Annotated in this window: 16 protein-coding genes and 1 tRNA gene; 11 read left to right on the forward strand and 6 right to left on the reverse strand. The window is 73.8% G+C overall.

Features of this window, described 5'->3' with window-relative positions; genetic code table 11:
• The first annotated feature begins 162 nt into the window (after nt 1-162).
• Entirely contained in the window at nt 163-2,520 is a 2,358-nt protein-coding gene (locus ACFP3U_RS19115) for a transglycosylase domain-containing protein (RefSeq protein ID WP_380226771.1), read from the forward strand.
• Nucleotides 2,521-2,701: 181 nt separating this feature from the next.
• Here ACFP3U_RS19115 and ACFP3U_RS19120 read toward each other — a convergent pair whose 3' ends face one another.
• Nucleotides 2,702-3,157 carry a GatB/YqeY domain-containing protein gene (locus ACFP3U_RS19120; protein WP_380226772.1) on the reverse strand — a complete coding sequence of 152 codons (456 nt, stop codon included), beginning with the start codon at nt 3,155-3,157 and terminating at the stop codon, nt 2,702-2,704.
• Between the two features lie 111 nt (nt 3,158-3,268).
• On the opposite strand from ACFP3U_RS19120, the gene ACFP3U_RS19125 reads away from it, so the two are divergent.
• From ACFP3U_RS19125 to ACFP3U_RS19135, 3 genes are all read left to right on the forward strand, one after another.
• Nucleotides 3,269-3,883 carry a CGNR zinc finger domain-containing protein gene (locus ACFP3U_RS19125; RefSeq protein ID WP_380226773.1) on the forward strand — a complete coding sequence of 205 codons (615 nt, stop codon included), beginning with the start codon at nt 3,269-3,271 and terminating at the stop codon, nt 3,881-3,883.
• A gap of 90 nt (nt 3,884-3,973) precedes the next feature.
• A complete protein-coding gene (locus tag ACFP3U_RS19130) occupies nt 3,974-4,918 on the forward strand; it encodes a metallophosphoesterase (RefSeq protein ID WP_380226774.1) in 945 nt (314 codons plus the stop codon).
• A gap of 101 nt (nt 4,919-5,019) precedes the next feature.
• Nucleotides 5,020-5,093 (forward strand) — tRNA-Pro (locus ACFP3U_RS19135).
• A gap of 175 nt (nt 5,094-5,268) precedes the next feature.
• Here ACFP3U_RS19135 and ACFP3U_RS19140 read toward each other — a convergent pair.
• On the reverse strand, nt 5,269-6,291 hold the full coding sequence (locus ACFP3U_RS19140) for a ScbA/BarX family gamma-butyrolactone biosynthesis protein (protein WP_380226775.1): 1,023 nt from the start codon (nt 6,289-6,291) through the stop codon (nt 5,269-5,271).
• A gap of 125 nt (nt 6,292-6,416) precedes the next feature.
• Here ACFP3U_RS19140 and ACFP3U_RS19145 point away from each other — a divergent pair, with 125 nt between their 5' ends.
• The 4 genes from ACFP3U_RS19145 (at nt 6,417) to ACFP3U_RS19160 (ending at nt 10,456) form a co-directional block, all read left to right on the forward strand.
• Nucleotides 6,417-7,118, forward strand: a complete 702-nt coding sequence (locus ACFP3U_RS19145; protein WP_380226776.1) for a ScbR family autoregulator-binding transcription factor — start codon at nt 6,417-6,419, stop codon at nt 7,116-7,118.
• Nucleotides 7,115-8,143, forward strand: a complete 1,029-nt coding sequence (locus ACFP3U_RS19150; RefSeq protein ID WP_380226777.1) for an NAD-dependent epimerase/dehydratase family protein — start codon at nt 7,115-7,117, stop codon at nt 8,141-8,143. Before ACFP3U_RS19145 ends, ACFP3U_RS19150 begins: the two co-directional genes overlap by 4 nt.
• A gap of 236 nt (nt 8,144-8,379) precedes the next feature.
• On the forward strand, nt 8,380-9,072 hold the full coding sequence (locus tag ACFP3U_RS19155; protein ID WP_380226778.1) for a TetR family transcriptional regulator: 693 nt from the start codon (nt 8,380-8,382) through the stop codon (nt 9,070-9,072).
• 214 nt (nt 9,073-9,286) lie between these two features.
• Nucleotides 9,287-10,456, forward strand: a complete 1,170-nt coding sequence (locus ACFP3U_RS19160; RefSeq protein WP_380226779.1) for an IS701 family transposase — start codon at nt 9,287-9,289, stop codon at nt 10,454-10,456.
• 152 nt (nt 10,457-10,608) lie between these two features.
• Here the strand turns inward: ACFP3U_RS19160 and ACFP3U_RS19165 are convergent, their stop codons facing one another.
• Both ACFP3U_RS19165 and ACFP3U_RS19170 read right to left on the reverse strand, forming a co-directional pair.
• Nucleotides 10,609-11,838, reverse strand: coding sequence for a serine hydrolase domain-containing protein (locus ACFP3U_RS19165; protein WP_380226780.1), 1,230 nt, complete (start codon nt 11,836-11,838; stop codon nt 10,609-10,611).
• A 226-nt stretch (nt 11,839-12,064) separates the two neighbouring features.
• Nucleotides 12,065-14,800, reverse strand: coding sequence for a helix-turn-helix transcriptional regulator (locus tag ACFP3U_RS19170; RefSeq protein WP_380226782.1), 2,736 nt, complete (start codon nt 14,798-14,800; stop codon nt 12,065-12,067).
• Nucleotides 14,801-14,952: 152 nt separating this feature from the next.
• Here ACFP3U_RS19170 and ACFP3U_RS19175 point away from each other — a divergent pair, with 152 nt between their 5' ends.
• The 3 genes from ACFP3U_RS19175 (at nt 14,953) to ACFP3U_RS19185 (ending at nt 18,834) form a co-directional block, all read left to right on the forward strand.
• Nucleotides 14,953-15,330, forward strand: a complete 378-nt coding sequence (locus tag ACFP3U_RS19175) for a nuclear transport factor 2 family protein (RefSeq protein ID WP_380226783.1) — start codon at nt 14,953-14,955, stop codon at nt 15,328-15,330.
• Between the two features lie 95 nt (nt 15,331-15,425).
• Nucleotides 15,426-16,862, forward strand: coding sequence for an MFS transporter (locus tag ACFP3U_RS19180; RefSeq protein ID WP_380226784.1), 1,437 nt, complete (start codon nt 15,426-15,428; stop codon nt 16,860-16,862).
• A 94-nt stretch (nt 16,863-16,956) separates the two neighbouring features.
• The gene (locus tag ACFP3U_RS19185) at nt 16,957-18,834 is read left to right on the forward strand and encodes a S9 family peptidase (RefSeq protein WP_380226785.1); all 1,878 of its coding nucleotides are present in this window, start codon (nt 16,957-16,959) and stop codon (nt 18,832-18,834) included.
• 91 nt (nt 18,835-18,925) lie between these two features.
• Here ACFP3U_RS19185 and ACFP3U_RS19190 read toward each other — a convergent pair whose 3' ends face one another.
• Nucleotides 18,926-19,426 carry a hypothetical protein gene (locus tag ACFP3U_RS19190; protein ID WP_380226786.1) on the reverse strand — a complete coding sequence of 167 codons (501 nt, stop codon included), beginning with the start codon at nt 19,424-19,426 and terminating at the stop codon, nt 18,926-18,928.
• A gap of 82 nt (nt 19,427-19,508) precedes the next feature.
• Nucleotides 19,509-20,297 (reverse strand): SURF1 family protein, encoded by a 789-nt coding sequence (locus ACFP3U_RS19195; RefSeq protein WP_380226787.1) that lies wholly within the window; start codon nt 20,295-20,297, stop codon nt 19,509-19,511.
• Nucleotides 20,298-20,325: the final 28 nt, after the last annotated feature.

Genomic DNA, 20,325 nt, shown 5'->3' on the forward strand with positions numbered 1-20,325 from the left:
CCGACAGCTGCCCCAAAAACGTGCCAGCAGTAGACAATTCGGGCAATTCTCATCACTCACAAGAGTGACCGATGCTGACGCAGCGAAGCTGTCGCAAGCTTGTGACAAGCGTAGGCGAACACCTGCCCCGGTGTGCGGCATTCGGCAACGTAGGGTTCTCCCATGGCACCGAAGCGCCCCCAGGCACCCCAGCCCCCAGGCAACACCGGAGCTCCGCGCGGCAAGCGCCGCGGGTCACCGCTCGACTACGCGGGACACGGAGTGAAGTTCCTGGGGGTCAGCGTGCTGTCCGGAGTACTGCTGGCGGGCATGGCCCTGCCCGCCGTCGGCGCGCTCGGGCTGACCGCCAGGAACACGGCGGAGGGCTTCTCCAACATCCCGGACGACTTCAAGACGCCGCCGCTCACCCAGGCGACCCAGATCTTCGACGCCAAGGGCGGGCTGATCGCCAAGGTCTACGAGCGCGACCGGACCGTCCTCGCCGCCGACCAGATGTCGCCGTACATGCGGCAGGCCCAGGTCGACATCGAGGACGCGCGCTTCTACGAGCACGGCGCCGTCGACCTCAAGGGTGTGCTCCGCGCGATCAGCAAGAACGCGGAGAGCGGCACCGCCTCCCAGGGCGCCTCGACGCTGACCCAGCAGTACGTGAAGAACGTCAACGTCGAGAAGGCCGGCGACGACCAGGCCGCCGTCCTGGAGGCCCAGCGCAAGACCCTGGGCCGCAAGATCCAGGAGCTGAAGGTCGCCATCAAGTTGGAGGAGGACCTGACCAAGGACCAGATCCTCACCAACTACCTCAACATCACCTTCTACGGTCACCAGGCGTACGGGATCGAGGCCGCGTCCCAGCGGTACTTCAGCAAGAGCAACAAGGACCTCACCATCGCCGAGGCCGCCACCCTGGCCGGCCTGGTGCAGAACCCGTCGCAGTACGACCCGGTGCGCTTCCCGGACAACGCGGTGAAGCGGCGCAACGTCGTGATCGACAAGATGGTCGAGAACAAGCACGTCACCGCGGACCAGGCCAAGGAGGCCAAGGCCGCCCCGCTGGGCCTCAAGTACAAGGACCCGCAGAACGGCTGCATCACCGCCCAGGCGGGCATGGGCTTCTTCTGCGACTACGTCCGGCACGTGGTCAAGCAGGACCCGTCCTTCGGCAAGAACGCCGCCGAGCGGAAGAAGTTCTGGGACCAGGGCGGTCTGAACATCTACACCACCCTCGACCCGGACAAGCAGGCCGCCGCCCAGGCCGCGGTCACCGGCAGGGTCAAGGTCACCGACCCGGTGTCGGCCGCCGCGACCATGATGGAGCCGGGCACCGGCAAGATCCTGGCGATGGCCCAGACCCGCCCGTACGGCCTGGAGCCGTCCAAGAACCAGACCGTCGTCAACCTCAACGTCGACGCGGCGATGGGCGGCGGCAACGGCTTCCAGCCCGGTTCGACGTTCAAGCCGATCATCGCCGCGGCCGCGCTCGAGAACGGTATGGCGCCCACCAAGCCGTACCCGTCCGAGAACCGCATCGAGTGGCCGACGATGAAGACCTGCGAAGGCACCTGGAAGAACACCTACAAGGGCAACGAGCGCTACGTCCCGAACGAGAGCAAGAGCGAGGTCGGCCCCTACGAGCTGAAGCAGGCGATGGCCCTCTCGGTCAACACCTACTTCGTTCAGATGGAGCAGGAGATGGGCCTCTGCCCCGTCAAGCAGATGCTCGACAAGCTCAACATCACCACCACCGCCTCCGGCGCCAAGCTGGAGGTCGTGCCCTCGATCACCCTGGGCACCAAGGAGATGTCGCCGCTGACCATGGCGAACGTCTACGCGACCTTCGCCGCCCGCGGCAAGCACTGCACCCCGATCGCGATCAACAAGATCAGCACGGTCGACGGCAAGGACGTCAAGGTCCCGCAGACCACCTGCTCCCAGGTCTTCTCCGAGCAGACCGCCGACGCGTTGAACACCGTCCTGCTCAACGTGACCGAGAAGGGCACCGGCGCCACCCTCGGTCTGGAGGACGGTCGCCAGATCGCCGGCAAGACCGGTACCACCGACAAGAAGAAGGCCGCCTGGTTCAGCGGGTACACCCCGCAGCTCGCCACCGCGGTCTGGATCGGCGGCCCGACCGGCGGTGTCGAGATGAAGAACATGAAGATCGGCGACACGTACTACGGCGCCGACGGCGTCTTCGGTGCCACCGGCCCCGGCCCGATCTGGAAGATGGCCATGGACGGCGCGCTGAAGGGCTCCCCCAAGGAGACCTTCCAGACCATCGACATCCCGGACCCGGCTCCCAAGCCGGACCCGAACGCCAGCCCGGGTGCCACCGCCCCGGCCACCGCGCCGGCCGGCGACCCCAACGCGGGCGGCAACCCGCCGCCGCCGGCCAACCCGAACCCCGGCGGCCCCGGCACCAACGCGGGCGGCGTGATCGGCGGCGGGTTCACCTTCCCGCCCGGCGTGATCGGCGGCGGGAACGGCGGCGACGGGAACGGAAACGGGCGCGGCCGCCACTGACGCCGCTGAGGCCACTGAGGCCACTGAGGCCACTGAGGCCACTGAGCGGACGTCCCACCGGACGCGACGAGGGGCGCCCCCCGAGCATCGAGCTCGGGGGGCGCCCCTTTTGCTGCTTGGCTGCTGTTGCCGGCCTGCTGCTGCTTGGCTGCTGCTGCGTCGCGGCTGACCGGCGGTGGGATCAGCCGGCGAGGGCGGCCTTCACCACGGCGGCCACCCGGCCGCCCTCGGCCAGGCCCTCGACCTGCGGCCGCACCAGCTTCATCACGGCGCCCATGCCCTGCGGCCCGACCGCCCCGCTCTCGGCGACGGCGGCGGCCACGATGGCCGTCAGCTCCTCGTCGGACAGCTGCTTCGGCAGGTACCCGGCCAGCACCTCGCCCTCGGCCACCTCACGGGCGGCCTGCTCGGCCCGGCCTGCGGCACCGAACGCCTCGGCGGCCTCCCGGCGCTTCTTCGCCTCCCGGCCGATCACCTTCAGCACCTCGGCGTCGGTGAGCTCGCGCTTCGTCTTACCGGCCACCTCCTCGCTGGTGACGGCGGAAAGCGTGAGCCGGATGGTGGACGAGCGCAGCTCGTCCCGGTCCCTGATGGCAGCCGTGAGGTCCTCCTGCAGCTGCTCCTTGAGCGTGGTCATGGGCCCGAGTCTCCCACCTGCGAGGTTCCGGTGCCCACCATTAACCCCGGACCACGTCTGCCCCCTCCTGGCGCCCTTCCCTCTCCGCCGATAACCTCTTAAAGTGGTTACATGATCGACGAGCGAGCACCGGGCCTGGTCCTGCACTCCCCCGGCGGGACGCGGTTCCACTTCGACCCCGGCGCGCTCTGTCTGGAACTGCTGCCCACCGGCGGCCCCGGCCCCTACGCCCGTTACGAAGTGCTGCACCGGCCGTCCGACCTGGAGCACTGGCTCGGACAGTCCCGGCTGGGGCTGCCGCCCGGCGCCGTCCGGATCAGCGACGACCAGCTCGCCGCCGTCCGCACCCTGCGGGACGCCCTCTGGCGGCTCACCGCGGCCCGCGCGCGCGGCACCGGCGCACCTGCCATCACCGCCGACCACGCGGTCCTCAACCGGGCCGCCGCCCGGCCGCCGCTCGTCCCGCAGATCGCCCCCGACGGCACCGCGGCGGCACCCCTGCCCGGCGACGGCGAGCAACTCGCCTCCACCCTCGCCCGCGACGCCATCACCCTGCTCACCGGCCCGCACGCCGACCGGATCCGCGAATGCGGCGCCGACGACTGCTACCTCCTCTTCGTCGACACCTCGCGGCCGGGGCGGCGACGCTGGTGCTCGATGGAACGGTGCGGCAACCGCCACAAGGTCCGGGCCCTGCGGGCCCGGCGCGAACAGCACGAGGCATGACCGCGCCCCCTCCCCCGTCCGTCCCTCCCTCCGACCCCGTACGCCCACCGACAGTTCACCTGCTGATCCACCGTCTGAGAGCATGGACCGATGCGACCGCTGTACTCCGTTCCCCTCGGAATCGCCGCCACCGGCGCCGCCTGCCTCGCCTACTCCGTTGGGTACGAGGTCCGTTCCTTCCGCCTCCGCCGGGTCGAGGTCCCGGTCCTCCCCCGAGGCGCCCGCCCCATCCGGGTACTGCAGGTCTCCGACATCCACATGGTGAGCGGCCAGGGCAAGAAGCAGCGCTGGCTGCAGAGCCTCGCCGGCCTGCGGCCCGACCTGGTCGTCAACACCGGCGACAACCTCTCCGACCCGGACGGCGTCCCGGCCGCCCTGGACGCACTCGGCCCGCTGATGGAGTTCCCCGGCGTCTACGTCTTCGGCTCCAACGACTACTACGGCCCCGCCCGCAAGAACCCGGCCCGCTACCTCCAGGCGATGCGCACCGGCGCCCACGGCATGAACAACCCCGACGGCAGCGCCCGCCGCGGCATCACCGGCGCCGTCCACAACCCCTGGGAGAAGCTGCGCGACGGCTTCGACGCGGTCGGCTGGCTCGACCTCACCAACACCCGGGGCCGCCTCACCGTCGGCGGCCTCGACCTGGAATTCACCGGCCTGGACGACCCGCACATCCGGCGCGACCGCTACAGCGAGGTCGCCGGCGGCCCCTCCCCCGACGCCGACCTCTCCCTCGCCATCGTCCACGCCCCCTACCTGCGGGTCCTCGACGCCTTCACCGCCGACCGCTACCCGCTGATCCTGGCCGGCCACACCCACGGCGGCCAGCTCTGCATCCCCTTCTACGGCGCCCTGGTCACCAACTGCGACCTCGACGCCAAGCGGGTCAAGGGCCTCTCCACCCACCAGGCCGGCGGCCGCCGCTCCTACCTCCACGTCTCCGCCGGCTGCGGCACCAACCGCTACACCCCCGTCCGCTTCGCCTGCCCCCCTGAGGCCACCCTCCTCACCCTCACCCCGACCCCCCACTGACCCACCCACCCCGCTCGCCGAGAAACCGGATTTCGTCTCTCGGCGAGCGTCCGGTAGAGTTCTACTCGTCGCGAAGGAGACGGAGCGACAAACAGAAAGACCGGGGTGTGGCGCAGCTTGGTAGCGCGCTTCGTTCGGGACGAAGAGGCCGTGGGTTCAAATCCCGCCACCCCGACCCAGTGCAGGGGCCCTGCCGGAGAAATCCGGCAGGGCCCCTGTCGTTGTTGCCCCCTGCCTGAGTGATTGACCCTCAGGAGTTCGGGGGGACAGACGCGATCGCGACACGTGGGGCCGGGACACATGGCTGTGTCCCGGCCCCACTTCGTATCCGCGCCGGGGGTGAGGTGGGGTCAGGGGGTGGGGGTGGTGGTGAGGAGGATTGTGCAGGCTGGGGGGCCGGGGGGTTGGTGGAGGGTTAGGTGGACGCGGTGGCCGTGGGTGGGGTCGGGGGGGAGGGGGGTGGCGTCGAGCAGGCAGGGTTCGTCCAGTTCGACGTAGTGGCGGAAGTCGCACTCCATGGCGATGGCCGTGACCGGGGTCGGGTGGTGGAGGGCCTGGGCGGCCTGGCGGGCGGCGTCCAGGAGGAGGAGGCCGGGGGTGTGGTCGACCGGGTGGTCGAAGTGCGTCGGGTGGTTGGTGTCGACCCGTAGTTGCCAGCGGTGGGCGCGGTCGGTGGCGGCGAGCAGGACCTCGTGGGGGGTCTCGCGGCCGGCCAGGGTCGGCGGGATGGGTGTGGGGAGCGGTAGGGCTCGCGCCATCATCTCGGTGGGGTCGCCCTTGTCGCCGCGCAGGCGTCGGTAGATCGCGGGGGTCTGGACGGTGAAGCGGGTCCGTGCGGTGGCGATCGGTTCGCCGGCCCGGCTGACCACGTAGGCGAGGGTCAGGGCGGCCACCCGGTTGCCGCGGCGGAGCACGTCCTCGCAGACGACGTCGATCTGCACCTCGTCGTGGCCGGCCGTCCGGCAGGGTTCGCCGGGGGTGCGCTGGCGCGGGACGGCGGCGGACGCGCCCGCGCGCAGGCCGCCCGGGAGGAGCGCGTAGCCGAAGTGGTCCCAGATCAGCTGGTGGCCGAGCGGGACGTCGAAGGCGACGTGCGAGAGCAGTGGGAAGGTCTGCCGGACCGTCTCCACCAGCAGCATCGGGTCGTGCTGGCCGTCGCGGACGCCGTAGGTGCGGTGGTCGCGCGGCCAGCGGGCGGTGATCCGGAAGGAGTTCTCGGCCGACTGCTCCCAGCCCGTCAGCAGTACCTCCTCGGAGGCCTGTTTGTGCACGTACTCCTTGGGCACGGCGGCCGGGACGGAGACGGGCGGAGCTAACGGGACGGCTTCGTCGACGGCGCAGGTGACGGTGGTGCTGTGGACTGTGCGAAACATGGATGCACTCCCCCAGAGTGGCCACAGGCAAGGTGGGAGATCGGCGCTCCGATGTGTACGCCGAGCCTCTTGACGAATAACATAGAGGTCGTTCTTTTTGTTTGTCGAGGCGTTTGGAGCTACTCGTGGCAAGGGCCAAGCAGGAACGTGCCGTACGCACCCGCGAGACGATCCTGCGCGCCGCTGCGCAGATTTTCGACGAGTACGGCTTCAGTGGTTCCAGCGTCAGCAAAATCATCAATCAGGCGGGCACTACCCAGGGGGCGATGTACTTCCACTTCAAGTCGAAGGAGGACCTCGCCAGGGCGGTCATGAACGAGCAGGCCTCCGACCTCGACCTCCCGGAGCGGCCGGCCGGGCTGCGCCAGCTCATCGACCTCAACCTCTACCTGGCCGACGAGTTGCAGGGGAACGTGCTGCTGCGCGCCGGCGTGACGCTCGCCGTCGAGCAGGGGCAGCTCGGGCTGCGCGACTTCAGCCCGTACGAGATGTGGGCCGAGCAGTTCCGCGCCGAGTTGGAGGCCGCCCGTCGGGCCGGTGAACTGCTCGACGACGTCGCGATCGAGGAGCTCTCCCAGGTGCTGGTCGCCGCGTACACCGGGTCGCAGATCATGTCCCACCTGCGCACCGGGCGCGCCGACCTGCCGGAGCGGATCGCCCAGCTGTGGTGGTTCCTGCTGCCCGGCATGGCGACCGCGCCGGTGGTCGCCGAGTTGCGCGCCTTCCTCGCGGAGCAGGGGACGGAGCACGGAGGCATGCAGGCGGCGGGCCAGGGGACGAAGCAGGCGGCGGGGCACGGAGTGATGCAGGGGATGCGGTCGGCATGACGGAGGTACGGGGGAAGGACGGCGCGCGGTCGGGTACCGGCCGGCGGCCGACGGTTCTGCTGACCGGGGCGAGCGGCTTCATCGGCTCCGCCGTCCTGGCCGCGTTGCGCGCACGGCCCGAGGTCGGCGAGATCCGGGCGCTCGCCCGTACCGCCGCGCCGGCCGGGACCGTGCCGGTCACGGCGGACCTCGCCGAGCCCGCCACGCTGCGCGGCGCGGCCGAGGGCGCCGACGTACTGATCCACCTCGCCTCCCTGGTCACCGGCTCGGAGGAGGCGTGCGCCGCGGTCAACGTGGACGGCTCGCGGGTGCTGCTCGGGGAGGCCGGACGGGCCGGGGTCGGGCGGATCGTCCACCTCTCCACGTCCGCCGTGTACGGCGCCGGCCCGCACCGGGACATCCTCGTGGACGAGGTGGCGCCCGCCCCGGTCTCGGCGGCCAGCCGGACCAGGCTGGCCGGCGAACGGGCGGCCCTGGACGCCGGGGCGGTCGTCCTGCGCGCGCCGCTGGTACTCGGCGCCGGTGACCGCTGGGTGGTGCCCTGCCTGGCGGACCTGCTCCGGCGGGTGCCGGCCCGCTGGGACGGCGGCGGGGCGCTGCTCTCGCTGGTCGCGGTGGCCGACCTGGCCCGGCTGATCACCGCGCTCGCGCTCGCGCCCGAACCGCCGGCCCCGTCCGGGGTGTTCCACGCCGGACATCCTCAACCGGTCTCCATTGACCGGCTGTTGGCGGCGCTCGCGGAGCACGGCGTACTCCCGCCGGCGCCGGACGCCGACTGGCCGTGGGAGCGTTGCGTCGCCGAACTTCGCCGGGTGCCCGGGGTGTTCGGGGAACGGCAGCTCGAACTGATGGCCCGCGACCACTGGTACCGCAGTGCGGAGATCTGGCGACTGGCCGGTACCGACCCCGGGCCGGGGCCGCTGGACCGGCTCGCCGACGCCGCGCCCTGGTACCGCGCCCACCTCGCCGGCGGGCACCCGGACGCTCCCCCGCGCGCCAACCTCCCGACGTTCCAGCGGATTTGAAAAGGACGTGCCAAATCCGCCCCGGGGATCCACCGGATGCCGGACGCACGCGTACGCCGGAGCGTAGCGTCGGAGTGTCACCGCGCCGGTACGCACCGGCACCTCCGAGCCTCCTAAGGAGCCACGTCCACCATGTGGTTCGGCCATCCTCACCCGCCGGCCGCCCCCGAGGCGGCCCGCCCGCGCACCCCTCGAACACACCGCACCCCTGCCGATCGCCCCGCCGGCGGTGGCCGATGAGGCAGGAGCGGGCCCGGCAGACCCGTCAGGCGCTCCTGCAGGCCGCAGCGACGGAGTTCGACCGGCACGGATACGCGGGCACCTCGCTGGCCCGGGTCAGTCAGACCGCCGGGGTCACCATGGGGGCGCTCACCTTCCACTTCCCGTCCAAGGCCGCACTGGCAGACGCCGTCCGCACGCAGGCCGCCGCACTCACCAGGGCCGCGGTACCGGAAACCGCCGACGGCGGCGGCCGGTGCGACGAGAGCGTCGGCGGGCTGATCGACACGCTCACCCAACTGCTGGACGAGGAGCCGAGCGTGCGGGCAGCCGCCCGGCTCTCCTGGGAGCAGCCGGAGTCGGCGGGCAACTGGCACACGGCCTGGAGCCCCGGTCTGCGCGACCGCCTGGCCCGTGAGCGGTCCACCGCGGCCACGGACACCACCGCGCACCCGGACGACACCGGCCCGGACCGCGCCGGCCCGGACCGCGCCGATCCCGACGACGCGGACCTGGACGACGCCGACCTGGAGACCCTGATGCACTGCCTGGTGGCCGGCTCGGCGGCACTGCGCCGCGGCACCGCCCCCATGGGCGACACCGGACCAGCCACTCCGGAGGAGATCCGACAGCGGCTCCAGCGGCTCTGGCGTCGCGCGGTGGCCGGCCCGGCCACCCCCGGCCCAGCTGCCCCCGGCGCGGCCCGCTGACCGACGTCCCCCGCCCAGGGCCAACCCGCCACTCCCGCAGCCCGCTTGACGCCACCGACGACGCCACCGCCGACCATGGCGCGCCCGTCGGCCACCGGGGGCCGAGACTTGCCAAAACCGATCTCGCATCCCCGGGGACTCAAAAACAAAGCGATCGTTCGCTATTCTTCCGAGGACGGCACCTCACGGCACCACACGATCTCGGGGAGCTCATATGTACGCGCAACCCCTGTCACCGGTCGGCGAAGCCGCGGTCTCCCGATTCGCCGAACAGGTCTTCGCCCACCTGAACCGGACCGACCAGCGCCGCTGGGCCCGGGCCTACCTGCACGGGCTGCTCGCGGCACCCGGCCGCAAGTCGCTGGCGAACATGGCGGCGAGCCTGGCGCCCGGGCCGACGGCGGCCACCGCCTCGCTCTCGCTCCAGCAGTTCGTCAACGGCAGCCCCTGGGACTGGCGCCCGGCCCGCCGGGTGCTCGCCGACCTCGCCGTCGGCCGCCGACCGGTCCGCGCCTGGACCGCCACCCTGGCGGTCATCCCCAAGCGCGGCGACCAGGCGGTGGGCGTCCACCGGCGGTTCGTCCCGGAGGCCGGACGCACGATCAAGTGCCAGGCCGCGCCCGGGCTGTTCGTCGCCACCGACCGGGACGCCCTCCCGGTGGACTGGTCGCTGCTGCTCGACCCGAGCTGGACCGCCGACCCGCAGCGGCGCACCCGCGCCCGGATCCCCGAGGACGTCGCCCCGTCCCCGGTCGCCGAGTTGCTGATCGGGATGGTCGACCGGCTCGCCGCCCACCACCCGGTGGCCCCGCTGGTCGCCGACCTCACCGTGGTGGACGAGCCGCTCCGGCTGGCCGGCGCGCTCGCCCGCCGCTCCGTGCCGTACCTGCTGGAGGTCCGCGGCGGCCAGGCCGTCCAGCCGGTGCTCCAGGCCACCACGGGCCGGTACGGGCGGGTGCACCGGGGCACCGTGCCGGCCGAGTCGCTGTTCCCGCGCCGCCGGCCGCGGACGCCCGGAGCCCCTCAGCCGGCGCTGCGCGGCGCGCCCGTCCTGCCGCCCGGTCCGGCCGCCGTACCGGGTGCGCCGGTGCACCGGCTGTGGGCGCACGGCGACGGCGACGGCGCCGACGGGTCCCGGCGGTACTGGCTCACCAATCTGGTCGAGGACGCCCCGGGCGTGCTCGCGCTGCTCGACACCGCCGCGACCACCCGGACCGCCGTGGACCGGCTCGGTGCGGACTTCGGCCTGCTGGACTTCTCCGGCCGCTCGTTCACCGGCTGGCACCACCACATGACGCTGGTCTCGGCCGCGTACGCGCTCGGCCGCGACCTGGCCGTACGGGCTCGGGCGAACGCCGGGGTCGCCCTCCGGCACTCCGCGTAGGCCCTCCGCCCCGGCCACCGTTCCGGCCACCGGGTCGGCAACCGGGTCGGCAACCGTTCCGGCCAGGTGCTCCGCCCGGCGGTGAGCTCCGCCGGGCGGGACGGGCCGGGGCCGACCGGTCGGCGACCGGTCAGCGCCCGGTCGGCGACCGGTCAGTCCTCGACGGCCTGGTAGACGGTGCTCCAGAAGTCGTGGATGAGGCGGGCCGAGCTCGGGACGGTCATCCCGACCTGGGTGAGCACGATGCCGGTGATCCCGTACTCCGGGTCGGCGTAGGTCGAGGTGCCGCTGCCGCCGTCCCAGCCGAACTGGCCGACGGGCGCGTAGTCGCCGCGGTAGGTGCGCACCGCCATGCCGCAGCCCCAGCCGCCGTGCTGCCCCTGGCCGTACGACAGGTGGACGTTGTCCCGGGCCAGGGTCTCGCGCTGGGCGGTCTGCTCGGGCGTGAGGCGGTTGGTGGTCATCAGCTCGACGGCGGGGCGGGAGAGGATCCGCTGGTCGCCGTGCAGGCCGCCGTTGAGCAGCATCCGGAAGTAGGCGTGGTAGTCGTCGACGGTGGAGACCAGGCCGCCGCCACCGCCCGGGAACGCCGGGGGCTTGCTCCAGCGGCCGCCCGCCGCCTCGTCCCAGACGTGGAACTCGCCGGTCCGCGGGTCGGGGGCGTAGAGGGCGGGCAGCCGGTCGAGCTTCTCGGCGGGCACGTGGAAGCCGGTGTCCACCATGCCCAGCGGGCCGAAGAGGCGCTCCTGCAGGAAGCTCTCGAACGACTGGCCGCTGACCCGGGCGACCAGGACGCCGAGCAGGTCGCTGGCGATGTGGTACTGCCAGCGCTCACCGGGCTGGTGCATCAGCGGGAGGGTGCCGAGGCGGCGCAGCCACTCGTCCGGCTCGGGCATCGGCTCCGGCAGGTCGGGGGTGAGGCCGTTCTCGATGATCGCGCCCATGATCGGGCTGCCCAGCGCCGTGATGTCCATGCCGAGCCCGAAGGTGGAGGTCAGCACGGACCGGACGGTGATCGGCCGGCGCGCCGGCACGGTGTCGTCGAGCGGGCCGTCGATCCGCTTGAGGACGCGGCGGTCGGCGAGTTCGGGGAGCCAGGTCTCGACCAGGTCGTCCAGCCGCAGCCGGCACTCGTCGAGCAGGATCATGGCCGCGGCCACCGAGACCGGCTTGGAGGTCGACGCCATCCGGAAGACGGTGTCGCGGGCCATCGGCGCGCCGCCGTCGTGGCGCATCGTGCCGATCGCCTCGACGTGCGTCTCGTCGCCGCGACCGAGGAGGGCGACGACGCCCGGGACCTTGCCGGATTCGACGTGCCGCGTCAGCACCTCGCGCACCTTGCGCAGGCCCACCGCGGAAAAGCCGCCGTTTTTGCTGGTCATGCTGTGTGTCTCCCACCCGTTGGTGTTCGTGAATTTCCGAACGAGCAAGAAGCTACATTGCGTTTATGGATCCGTCAACGCCAAACGAGGCAACAAAACCCCAGGCTAAGCAGCTACAAGGGCATTCATTGCAATGGTCTTGAAGCTGAATGCAACGCAGGGGCGGGCCGTTCGTTGCAATGAGCGCGAGTGAACCACCCCGCCGCGACGGACCGGGCCCGCCGGCTCAGAACAGCGCCGCCAGCTCCGTCCGGGAGGCGACGCCCAGCTTCGGGTAGGCCTTGTAGAGGTGGTGCCCGACAGTGCGCGGGCTGAGGAAGAGCTGCGCGGCGATGTCCCGGTTGGTCAGCCCCCGGGCCGCCAGGCGGGCGATCTGGAGCTCCTGCGGGGTGAGGGCCGTGAGCACGCCCGCCGGGGTGGCGGCCGGGGTCGGGGCGGGGGTGCCGGTCGCCGTCAGCTCGGTGCGGGCGCGGTCCGCCCAGGGGGTGGCGCCGAGGCGTTCGAAGGTCTCCAGGGCGGCGCCCAGGTGGGGCCGGGCATCCGTACGGCGGCGCTCCCGGCGCAGCCACTCGCCGTACAGCAGGGCGGTGCGGGCCTGTTCGAACGGGCGGTGGGCGCCCTCGTGCAGGTCGAGGGCCGCCCGGTAGGCGGACTCGGCGAGTTCGGCCGGCCCGAGCAGCGCCTGGCAGCGCAGTCGCAGGGCCTCCGCCCAGGGCGTCCCCGCCGCGGCCGCCCAGCGGGCGAAGCGCTCGTACGGTTCGGCCGCCCGCTCCGACCCGCCCAGTCGGACGACCGCCTCGACGAGGTCGGGCACCGCCCGGGTGGCGCCGACGTGGTGCCGGTACGGCCCGGTGGTGAGCGTGTGCAGCCGGTCGGCGGCGGCGGCCGCCCGGCCGCGCCCGAGGTCCAGCAGGGCGAGTGCCCAGTGCGCCCACGGCTCCCCGGCGGCGGGTGCGGCCGAACCGGAGACCAGTGCCTCCCCGGCCAGTTCCGCGCACCGCGCGTCGTCCCCACCGAGGGCGGCCACGCAGGCCAGCAGCGCGGCGAGTTGGCTGGTCCACTGGCGCTGGCCGGTGTCCCGGGCGAGCGCGTACCCCTCCGCCGCCGTCACCTCGGCGTCGCGGTGCCGGCCGTGGAACAGCTCGGCCTCGGCGAGGAAGAACTGCAGCGTCGGCAGCACCCCGACCGCCCCCTTGGCCCTGGCCTCGGCGACGAGTTCCGCGGCCAGGTCCAGCGTCTCGTGGTCCCGCCCGAGGACGAGCGCCGCACCGCACAGCTGGACCAGGTCGACCGGGCTCTCCGCCCCCGCCTTCCGGGCCGCCTCCGCCGTGGCGCGCACGTCGGGCACGGGAGCGGCGGGACGCCCCAGCGCGGGCAGCACGGCGGCCGGCAGGTGCCGGGCCAGCGGGGCGAGCGGTTCGTCCGGGCCGAGCGGGAGGGCGGCCAGCCGGTCGAGCACGGTGGCCACCGGTTCCTCGCCGACGTACCAGGCGGTGTGGAAGGCCTGGAGCAGCATCCGCGCCGCGTGCGCGGGCTCGATGTCGGTGGCGGCGGCGTCCAGCAGCAGCCGGTACGCGGCCGGGTAGGCGCCGCGCCAGAAGTGCGCGACGGCCCGGACCTGGTCGAGCAGCGCGTGCGCGAAGACGCTGTCGGTGCGCGCGCCGGCCCGTTCGGCGAGCGCCTCGGCCCGGTCCAACTTGCCTTCCTCGGTGGCCGCTTCGGCGGCGAGCACGAGCCGCCGGGTGGCCCCGTCACGGTCCGGGGTGAGGCCTGCGGCGCGCTCGTACGCGGCGGCCGCGCCGCCGTGGGCGCCGCGGGCCTCGGCGCGGGCGGCGGTCCGCTCCAGCGCGTCGGCCAGCCCGGCGTCGGGCGCGGTGGCGGCCAGCGCGAGGTGCCAGGTGCGCCGGTCGCCCTCCTCCAGCACCTCGCCGAGCGCCCGGTGGACGGCCAACCGCTGCTGGCGCGGGGCCCGTTGGAGGACGGCGGCGCGCAGCAGCGGGTGCCTGAAGACGAGTCGGCGGTCGGCGTCGAGGGCGATCAGCCCGGCCCGTTCGGCGGGCGCCAGCGCCTCGGCGCCCACTCCGAGCGTGGCGGCAGCGGCCAGGACGACGTCCGGCTCGCCGTTCTCCTCGGCGGCGGCGACCAGCAGCAGCGTCTGGGTCGCGGGTGGCAGGCCGGTCACCTGGCCGTGGAAGGCGATCTGCAGCCGACTGCTGAGCGCGAGCCCACCGGAGCCGAAGTCCTGTTCTGCGGAAGGGAGTTCGACGAGGGCCAGCGGGTTGCCGGCCGCCTCGGCGAGCAGGCGAAGTCGGGCCGGCCCGGTGAGTGCCCCACCTGTGCGGTGGTCGAGCAGCCGGGCGGCGTCCGGTTCGGCGAGGCCGTCGAGCCGCAGCTCGGGCAGGCCGGCGAGCGGCGGCCCGGCGGCGAGGTCCGGCCCGGCAGCGGCGCCCGAACCGGCGCCCGCGTCCCGGGCGGCGAGCAGCAGGGCGACGCCCTCGGCCTGGAGCCGGCGGGCCGCGATCAGCAGCGCGTCCAGGGACGAGCGGTCGAGCCACTGCACGTCGTCGACGACGCACAACAGCGGCTGCTCGGCGGCGAGTTCGGCGAGCAGTCCGAGCGTGGCGAGTCCGGTGAGCAGCCGGTCCGCGCCGCCGACCGGCTCGCCGAGACCGAACGCCCCCGCCAGGGAGCGCCGCTGCGGTCCGGGCAGGGCGTCCAGCCGGTCCAGGCCGGGCGCCAGCAGCAGACTCAGGCCCGCGAAGGGGAGTTCGGCCTCGTACTCGACCCCGGTCGCCCGCACCACCCGGACGTCCTCGCCGGCCGCCGCCACCGCGTACTCCAGCAGGGCCGTCTTGCCGATCCCCGGCTCGCCGCGCAGCACCAGGACGCCGCTGCGTCCCCCGCGCGCCCCGTCGAGCAGCGCGTCGACGGCGGCCCGCTCCCGTTCCCGCCCGTACAGCACCCCGGTCTCCCTCCCGCTGCCCCGACCCTACTGGCGCCGACCTACGTACACCCCTACCTATCCGTGACGGATTCGCCCGCCGCCCGCCGTCCGTAAGTTTTTGACCAGCGGGAACGACCCGCCAACCACCGCACAGGACAACGGAGAAGACCATGACCGCCACCCTGCCGACCGACCTCCAGCAGCTCGCCGCCCGCTACATCGCCGTCTGGAACGAGACCGACCCGGCCGCCCGCCGGAAGCTGATCGACGAGGCGTGGGCCGAGGACGGCAGCTACACCGACCCGCTGGCCGCGGTCACCGGCCGCGAGGGCGTCGACGCGCTGATCGGCGCGGCCCAGGCGCAGTTCCCCGGCCTGGAGTTCACCCTCGGGCCGGTCGACGCCCACCACGACATCGCCCGTTTCACGTGGAACCTCGGCCCGGCCGGTGAGGAGCCGCTGGTGATCGGCTTCGACGTGCTGGTCGCCGACGCGGCGGGCCGGATCGCCTCGGTGTTCGGCTTCCTCGACCGCGTCCCCGGCGTCTGAGCCGCCCCGCCGTCGCCGCGGACCGGGGCGGGCCACCAGCGCCCGCCCCGGTCCGCAACTCCCCGCAACGCCCCACAACCTCAGGAGAAGCCACGTTGTCCAGCACCCTGGCCGCCCGGGCCACCGCCCGCCCGACCGCCTCCGGTCCGAAGAACGACGCCGCGAACCCCCCGCGCGGTCTGCTGCCGGTGGTCCTGACCGCCACCTTCATGACCGCCCTCGACGTCTTCGTCGTCAATGTCGCCATCCCCTCCCTCCAGGCCGACCTGAGAGCCGGGCCGGCCGCCGTCCAATGGGTGGTCGCCGGCTTCGGCCTCGCCCTCGCCGCCGGTCTGGTCACCGCCGGCCGGCTCGGCGACCGGTACGGCCGGCGGCGGGTGTTCGGCCTCGGCCTGGCGCTGTTCACCCTGGCCTCGGTGGCCTGCGGCCTGGCGCCGACGGCGGGCACGCTGGTCGGCGCCCGGGTCGCCCAGGGGCTGGCGGCGGCGCTGATGGGCCCGCAGGTGCTGGCGATCCTGCGGACGGCGTACAGCGGCGCGGCGCAGGCCCGGGCGTTCGCGATGTACGGGCTGACCATGGGGCTCGGGGCGGTGTTCGGCCAGCTGATCGGCGGGGTGCTGATCCGCGCCGACCTGTTCGGCCTGGACTGGCGCAGCTGCTTCCTGCTCAACCTGCCGATCGGTCTCGCCGCCCTGGCCCTGGTGAAGCGCTGCCTGCCCGAGTCGCGCGCCCCGCACCGGCCGGGCCTCGACCCGGTGGGCGTCGCGCTGATCACCCTCGCGCTGACCGGGCTGGTGCTGCCGCTGATCCAGGGCCGCGAGAGCGGCTGGCCGCTCTGGACCGGGCTCTGCCTGGGCGGTGCGACGGCGCTGCTCGCGCTGTTCGCCGTCCACCAGCACCGGAGCGGACGGGCGGGCGGCTCACCGCTGGTCGACACCCGGCTGTTCCGCGACCGCGCCTTCACCACCGGCCTGCTCGCCCAGCTGGCCTTCTGGCTCGGCCAGGCGTCGTTCTTCCTGGTGCTCGCCCTCTACCTGCAGCCGGGCCGCGGTCTGGACGCGCTCGGCGCGGGCCTGGTCTTCACCGCGATCGGCCTCGGCTACCTGCTGACCTCCACCGCCGCGCACCGGGTGGCCGCCCGGCTCGGCCGGCAGACGATCGCGCTGGGCGGGCTGCTGATGGCGGCCGGCCTGGGTCTGCTCCTGCCGGCCGTGCACCTGGCGGGTGCCACCGGCAGCGTCTGGTGGCTGGCGCCGGGCCTGTTCGTGGACGGGCTCGGGATGGGCCTGGTGATCGCCCCGGTGACCTCGGTGGTGCTGGCGGGCGTCGAACCGCGGCTGGCCGGCTCGGCGGCGGGCGTGGTGGCCACCGTCCAGCAGGTGGCGGGGGCGCTCGGGGTCGCGCTGATCGGCATCCTCTACTACGGCGCCGCCGACCCGGCCGGCGCCTTCGGGCGCAGCCTCGCGGCGCTGGTGGTCCTGGAGGTGCTGCTGGCGGCCCTGGTCCAGCTGCTGCCCCGCCGGACGGGGTGAGCACAGCGGAACGGAGACCGGAGGCCGGTCCTCCCCTCCGCTCCGTTTCCCCGTCCCGTTCCGTTTCCCCGCCCCGATCGGGTTGGATGGGTGGATGAGCGAGGAGAAGAGCGCGGTACCGGCGTGGGAGCAGCGGTTCAGGGCGGCACGGGTGTCCCTGCCGGACTGGGCCGAGGACGCCCCCGAGCGGGCGCTGTACGTGTCCAACGCCAGCGGTACCTACGAGGTCTACGCCTGGGACCGCGCCACCGACGTCCACCGGCGGGCCACCGACCGCCCGAACGGCACCACCGACGCCGAGCTGTCCCCCGACGGCGAGTGGATCTGGTGGTTCGACGACAACGACGGCGACGAGTACGGCATCTGGCGCCGCCAGCCCTTCGCCGGCCGCCCCGAGGGCGCCGCGGGCCCGGACGAGGAGGCCGTCCCCGGCCTCGCCCCGTCCTACGAGGCGGGCCTCGCCCTGGGCCGGGACGGCACCGTGGTGGTCGGCCGCTCCACCGACGAGGACGGCACCACCCTGCACCTGCGCCGCCCCGGCGCGGCCGAGGCCGTCGAGATCTACCGGCACGCCGAGTACGGCGGTGTCGGCGACCTCAGCCACGACGGCACCCTGCTGGCCATCGACCACACCGAGCACGGTGACGCCATGCACGGCGCGATCCGGGTCGTCCGCCTCCCCGAGGACGGCGCCGCCCTCGCCACCGTCGCCGAGCTGGACGAGGTCACCGGCCACGACCACCCGCGCGGGGTCGCCTGCCTGGGCTTCGCGCCGGTCGACGGCGACACCCGGCTGCTGGTCGCCCACCAGCGCACCGGCCGCTGGGAGCCGATGATCTGGGACGTCGCGACCGGCGCGGAGACCGCGCTGGCGCTCCGCGACGAGCAGGGCCGCGAACTGCCCGGCGACCTCTCCGCCCAGTGGCGGCCGGACGCCCGCACGCTGCTGATCGAGCACGAGTACGAGGCGCGCAGCGAGCTGTTCTCCTATTCCCTGGACGACGGCGTGCTCACCCGGCTGGACACCCCGCGCGGCACCGTCGGCGGCGCCACGCCCCGCCCGGACGGCACCGTGGAGTTCCTGTGGTCCTCCGCCGCCGAGCCGTCCGCCGTGCGCTCGACCGCCGGCACCGTGGTGCTGCGCGCGCCCGGCGCCGTCCCGCCCGGCTCGGTGCCGGTCGAGGACGTCTGGGTGGACGGGCCGGGCGGCCGGGTGCACTCGCTGGTCCAGCGCCCGGCCGGGGACGGCCCGTTCCCGACCGTGTTCGAGATCCACGGCGGCCCGACCCACCACGACAGCGACTCCTTCGCCGCCGGACCGGCCGCGTGGCTGGACCACGGCTTCGCGGTGGTCCGGGTCAACTACCGCGGCTCGACCGGCTACGGCCAGGCCTGGACGGACGCGCTGCGCGAGCGGATCGGCCTGATCGAGCTGGAGGACATCGCGGCCGTCCGCGGCTGGGCGGTGGCGAGCGGGCTGGCCGACCCGGACCGGCTGGTGCTGTCCGGCGGGTCCTGGGGCGGCTACCTGACCCTGCTCGGGCTCGGTGTGCAGCCCGAGCTGTGGAGCCTCGGTGTCGCGGCCGTGCCCGTCGCGGACTACCTGACCGCGTACGACGACGAGATGGAGGCGCTGAAGGCGATCGACCGCACGCTCTTCGGCGGCACGCCGGAGGAGGTGCCCGAGCGCTGGACCGCCTCCTCGCCGCTGACGTACGTCGAGCGGGTCGCGGCGCCGGTCTACATCAGCGCCGGGGTGAACGACCCGCGCTGCCCGATCCGGCAGATCGAGAACTACGTCGAGCGGTTGAAGCAGCTCGGCAAGCCGCACGAGGTGTACCGGTACGACGCCGGACACGGCTCGCTGGTCGTCGACGAGCGGATCAAGCAGCTGCGGCTGGAGATCGACTTCGTCCGTCGGTACCTCGACGGCGCGCCGGTCGGCGAGAATCACGCGGACACGCGGAAGTAGCGAACAGTGAACGGGGGGTACGGGTGAGACGCCTGCTGACGATCCTGGGGGCGGGGGTGGCCGGGGCCCTGGTGCTCACCGGCTGCTCGGGTCAGGACGGCGGTGGCGGTGGCGGCGGGAGTGCGGCCTGTCCGCCGGCCGCTTCGCCGTCGTCCGCCGCCCCGTCCGCGGCCCCGTCCGCCGCCGCTCCGTCGTCCCTCCCCTTGCCGACGGCCGGCTCCACGGCGGTGAAGGCGGCGTTCCGCACCACGGTGGCCGAGGCCGGGGAGGAGGACGGGGTGGTGGTGCTCGCCAAGTCGGGCTCGGGCTCGAAGGGCTCGTCTGGGTCGTCGGGGTCGAAGGGCTCGTCGGGCTCGTCGGGCTCCAAGGGCTCGTCGGGCTCCAAGGGCTCGTCGGGCTCCAAGGGCGGCCGCACGACGCGGCACCACAGCGACACGTACAACTCGGACGACGACAGCAACGGCAGCGGCAGCGGCAACAGCAGCCGCCGGTGCGACAACCCGCCGCCGACCGCCTCGCCGTCCCCGACCGGTACGACGCCGAGTCCGACCGCGCCGAAGCCCGCCGTGCCGACTCCGTCCGTACCGGCCAAGCCGGCCGTGCCGCCGGTGAAGCCGACCCGCTGACCGGCTGACGCACTGACCGCCTGGCGCGCCGACGCGCGGCCAGCCGGGTCAGTCCAGGACCGGGTCCAGTCCGAGGGCCCGGTCCTGCTCGGCCTCCGCCTCACGGCGCACCAGGCGGAACCACATGAAGACCACGAAGCCGCCGAAGACGAACCACTCCAGCGTGTAGCCCAGGTTCTGGAACGCCCGCAGGGAGAGGCCGTCGCCGCCCTGCGGCTGGACGGTCGGCACCGGGGTGAGCCCCTCGGGCGCGGCGTCGGCGGACACCCAGCCGTCGTACCAGCCGTCGAGGGCGAGCTTGTTGACGAGCGCGGCGCGGTTGATGGTACCGAGCTGCCCCTCCGGGAGGCCGCCGGCCACGGCGCCGCCGCTGCCGCTGGTCTCGCCGGCCTGCAGCCGGCCGCCGACGGTCACCTCACCGGTGGGCGCGGCCGACGGTGTCGTCCCGGGCGACGGCTGGCCGGCCGCCCAGCCGCGGACCACCGCGACGGTCCGGTCGTCGGGGGTGCGCAGCGGGGTGAGCACGTAGTACCCCTGCCGGCCGTCGAGCACCCGGTTGGGGACGAGCAGCTGGTGCTCCTGGTCGAAGGTGCCGGTGACGGTCACGGCGCGGCCGACGGTGTCGGTGGTGACCTCCGGCCGGCCGGCGCCGAGCAGTTCGCCGAGCGGGCGGGGCGTGCCGGAGTCGGTCACCGCCCTGCTGATCTCCTGGTGCGAGGAGACCCGGTCCTCGAACCGTCCGAGCTGCCAGGAGCCGAGCCAGACGCACACCGCCACGGCCGCCACGGCCAGCGCGGTGCCGCTCAGCCAGCGCGGGGTGAGGAGAAACCGGTACACACCCCCCACGGTAACCAGTCCTCACACC

It is taken from the genome of Kitasatospora misakiensis (genome assembly GCF_042656005.1).
Lineage (GTDB): Bacteria > Actinomycetota > Actinomycetes > Streptomycetales > Streptomycetaceae > Kitasatospora > Kitasatospora misakiensis.

What these genes read in the sequence shown, in the direction of transcription:
- ACFP3U_RS19115 (WP_380226771.1), top strand. Translation starts at nt 163, where the DNA reads ATGGCACCGAAGCGCCCCCAGGCACCCCAGCCCCCAGGCAACACCGGA.
- ACFP3U_RS19120 (WP_380226772.1), bottom strand. Translation starts at nt 3,157, where the DNA reads ATGACCACGCTCAAGGAGCAGCTGCAGGAGGACCTCACGGCTGCCATC.
- ACFP3U_RS19125 (WP_380226773.1), top strand. Translation starts at nt 3,269, where the DNA reads ATGATCGACGAGCGAGCACCGGGCCTGGTCCTGCACTCCCCCGGCGGG.
- ACFP3U_RS19130 (WP_380226774.1), top strand. Translation starts at nt 3,974, where the DNA reads ATGCGACCGCTGTACTCCGTTCCCCTCGGAATCGCCGCCACCGGCGCC.
- ACFP3U_RS19140 (WP_380226775.1), bottom strand. Translation starts at nt 6,291, where the DNA reads ATGTTTCGCACAGTCCACAGCACCACCGTCACCTGCGCCGTCGACGAA.
- ACFP3U_RS19150 (WP_380226777.1), top strand. Translation starts at nt 7,115, where the DNA reads ATGACGGAGGTACGGGGGAAGGACGGCGCGCGGTCGGGTACCGGCCGG.
- ACFP3U_RS19155 (WP_380226778.1), top strand. Translation starts at nt 8,380, where the DNA reads ATGAGGCAGGAGCGGGCCCGGCAGACCCGTCAGGCGCTCCTGCAGGCC.
- ACFP3U_RS19160 (WP_380226779.1), top strand. Translation starts at nt 9,287, where the DNA reads ATGTACGCGCAACCCCTGTCACCGGTCGGCGAAGCCGCGGTCTCCCGA.
- ACFP3U_RS19165 (WP_380226780.1), bottom strand. Translation starts at nt 11,838, where the DNA reads ATGACCAGCAAAAACGGCGGCTTTTCCGCGGTGGGCCTGCGCAAGGTG.
- ACFP3U_RS19175 (WP_380226783.1), top strand. Translation starts at nt 14,953, where the DNA reads ATGACCGCCACCCTGCCGACCGACCTCCAGCAGCTCGCCGCCCGCTAC.
- ACFP3U_RS19185 (WP_380226785.1), top strand. Translation starts at nt 16,957, where the DNA reads ATGAGCGAGGAGAAGAGCGCGGTACCGGCGTGGGAGCAGCGGTTCAGG.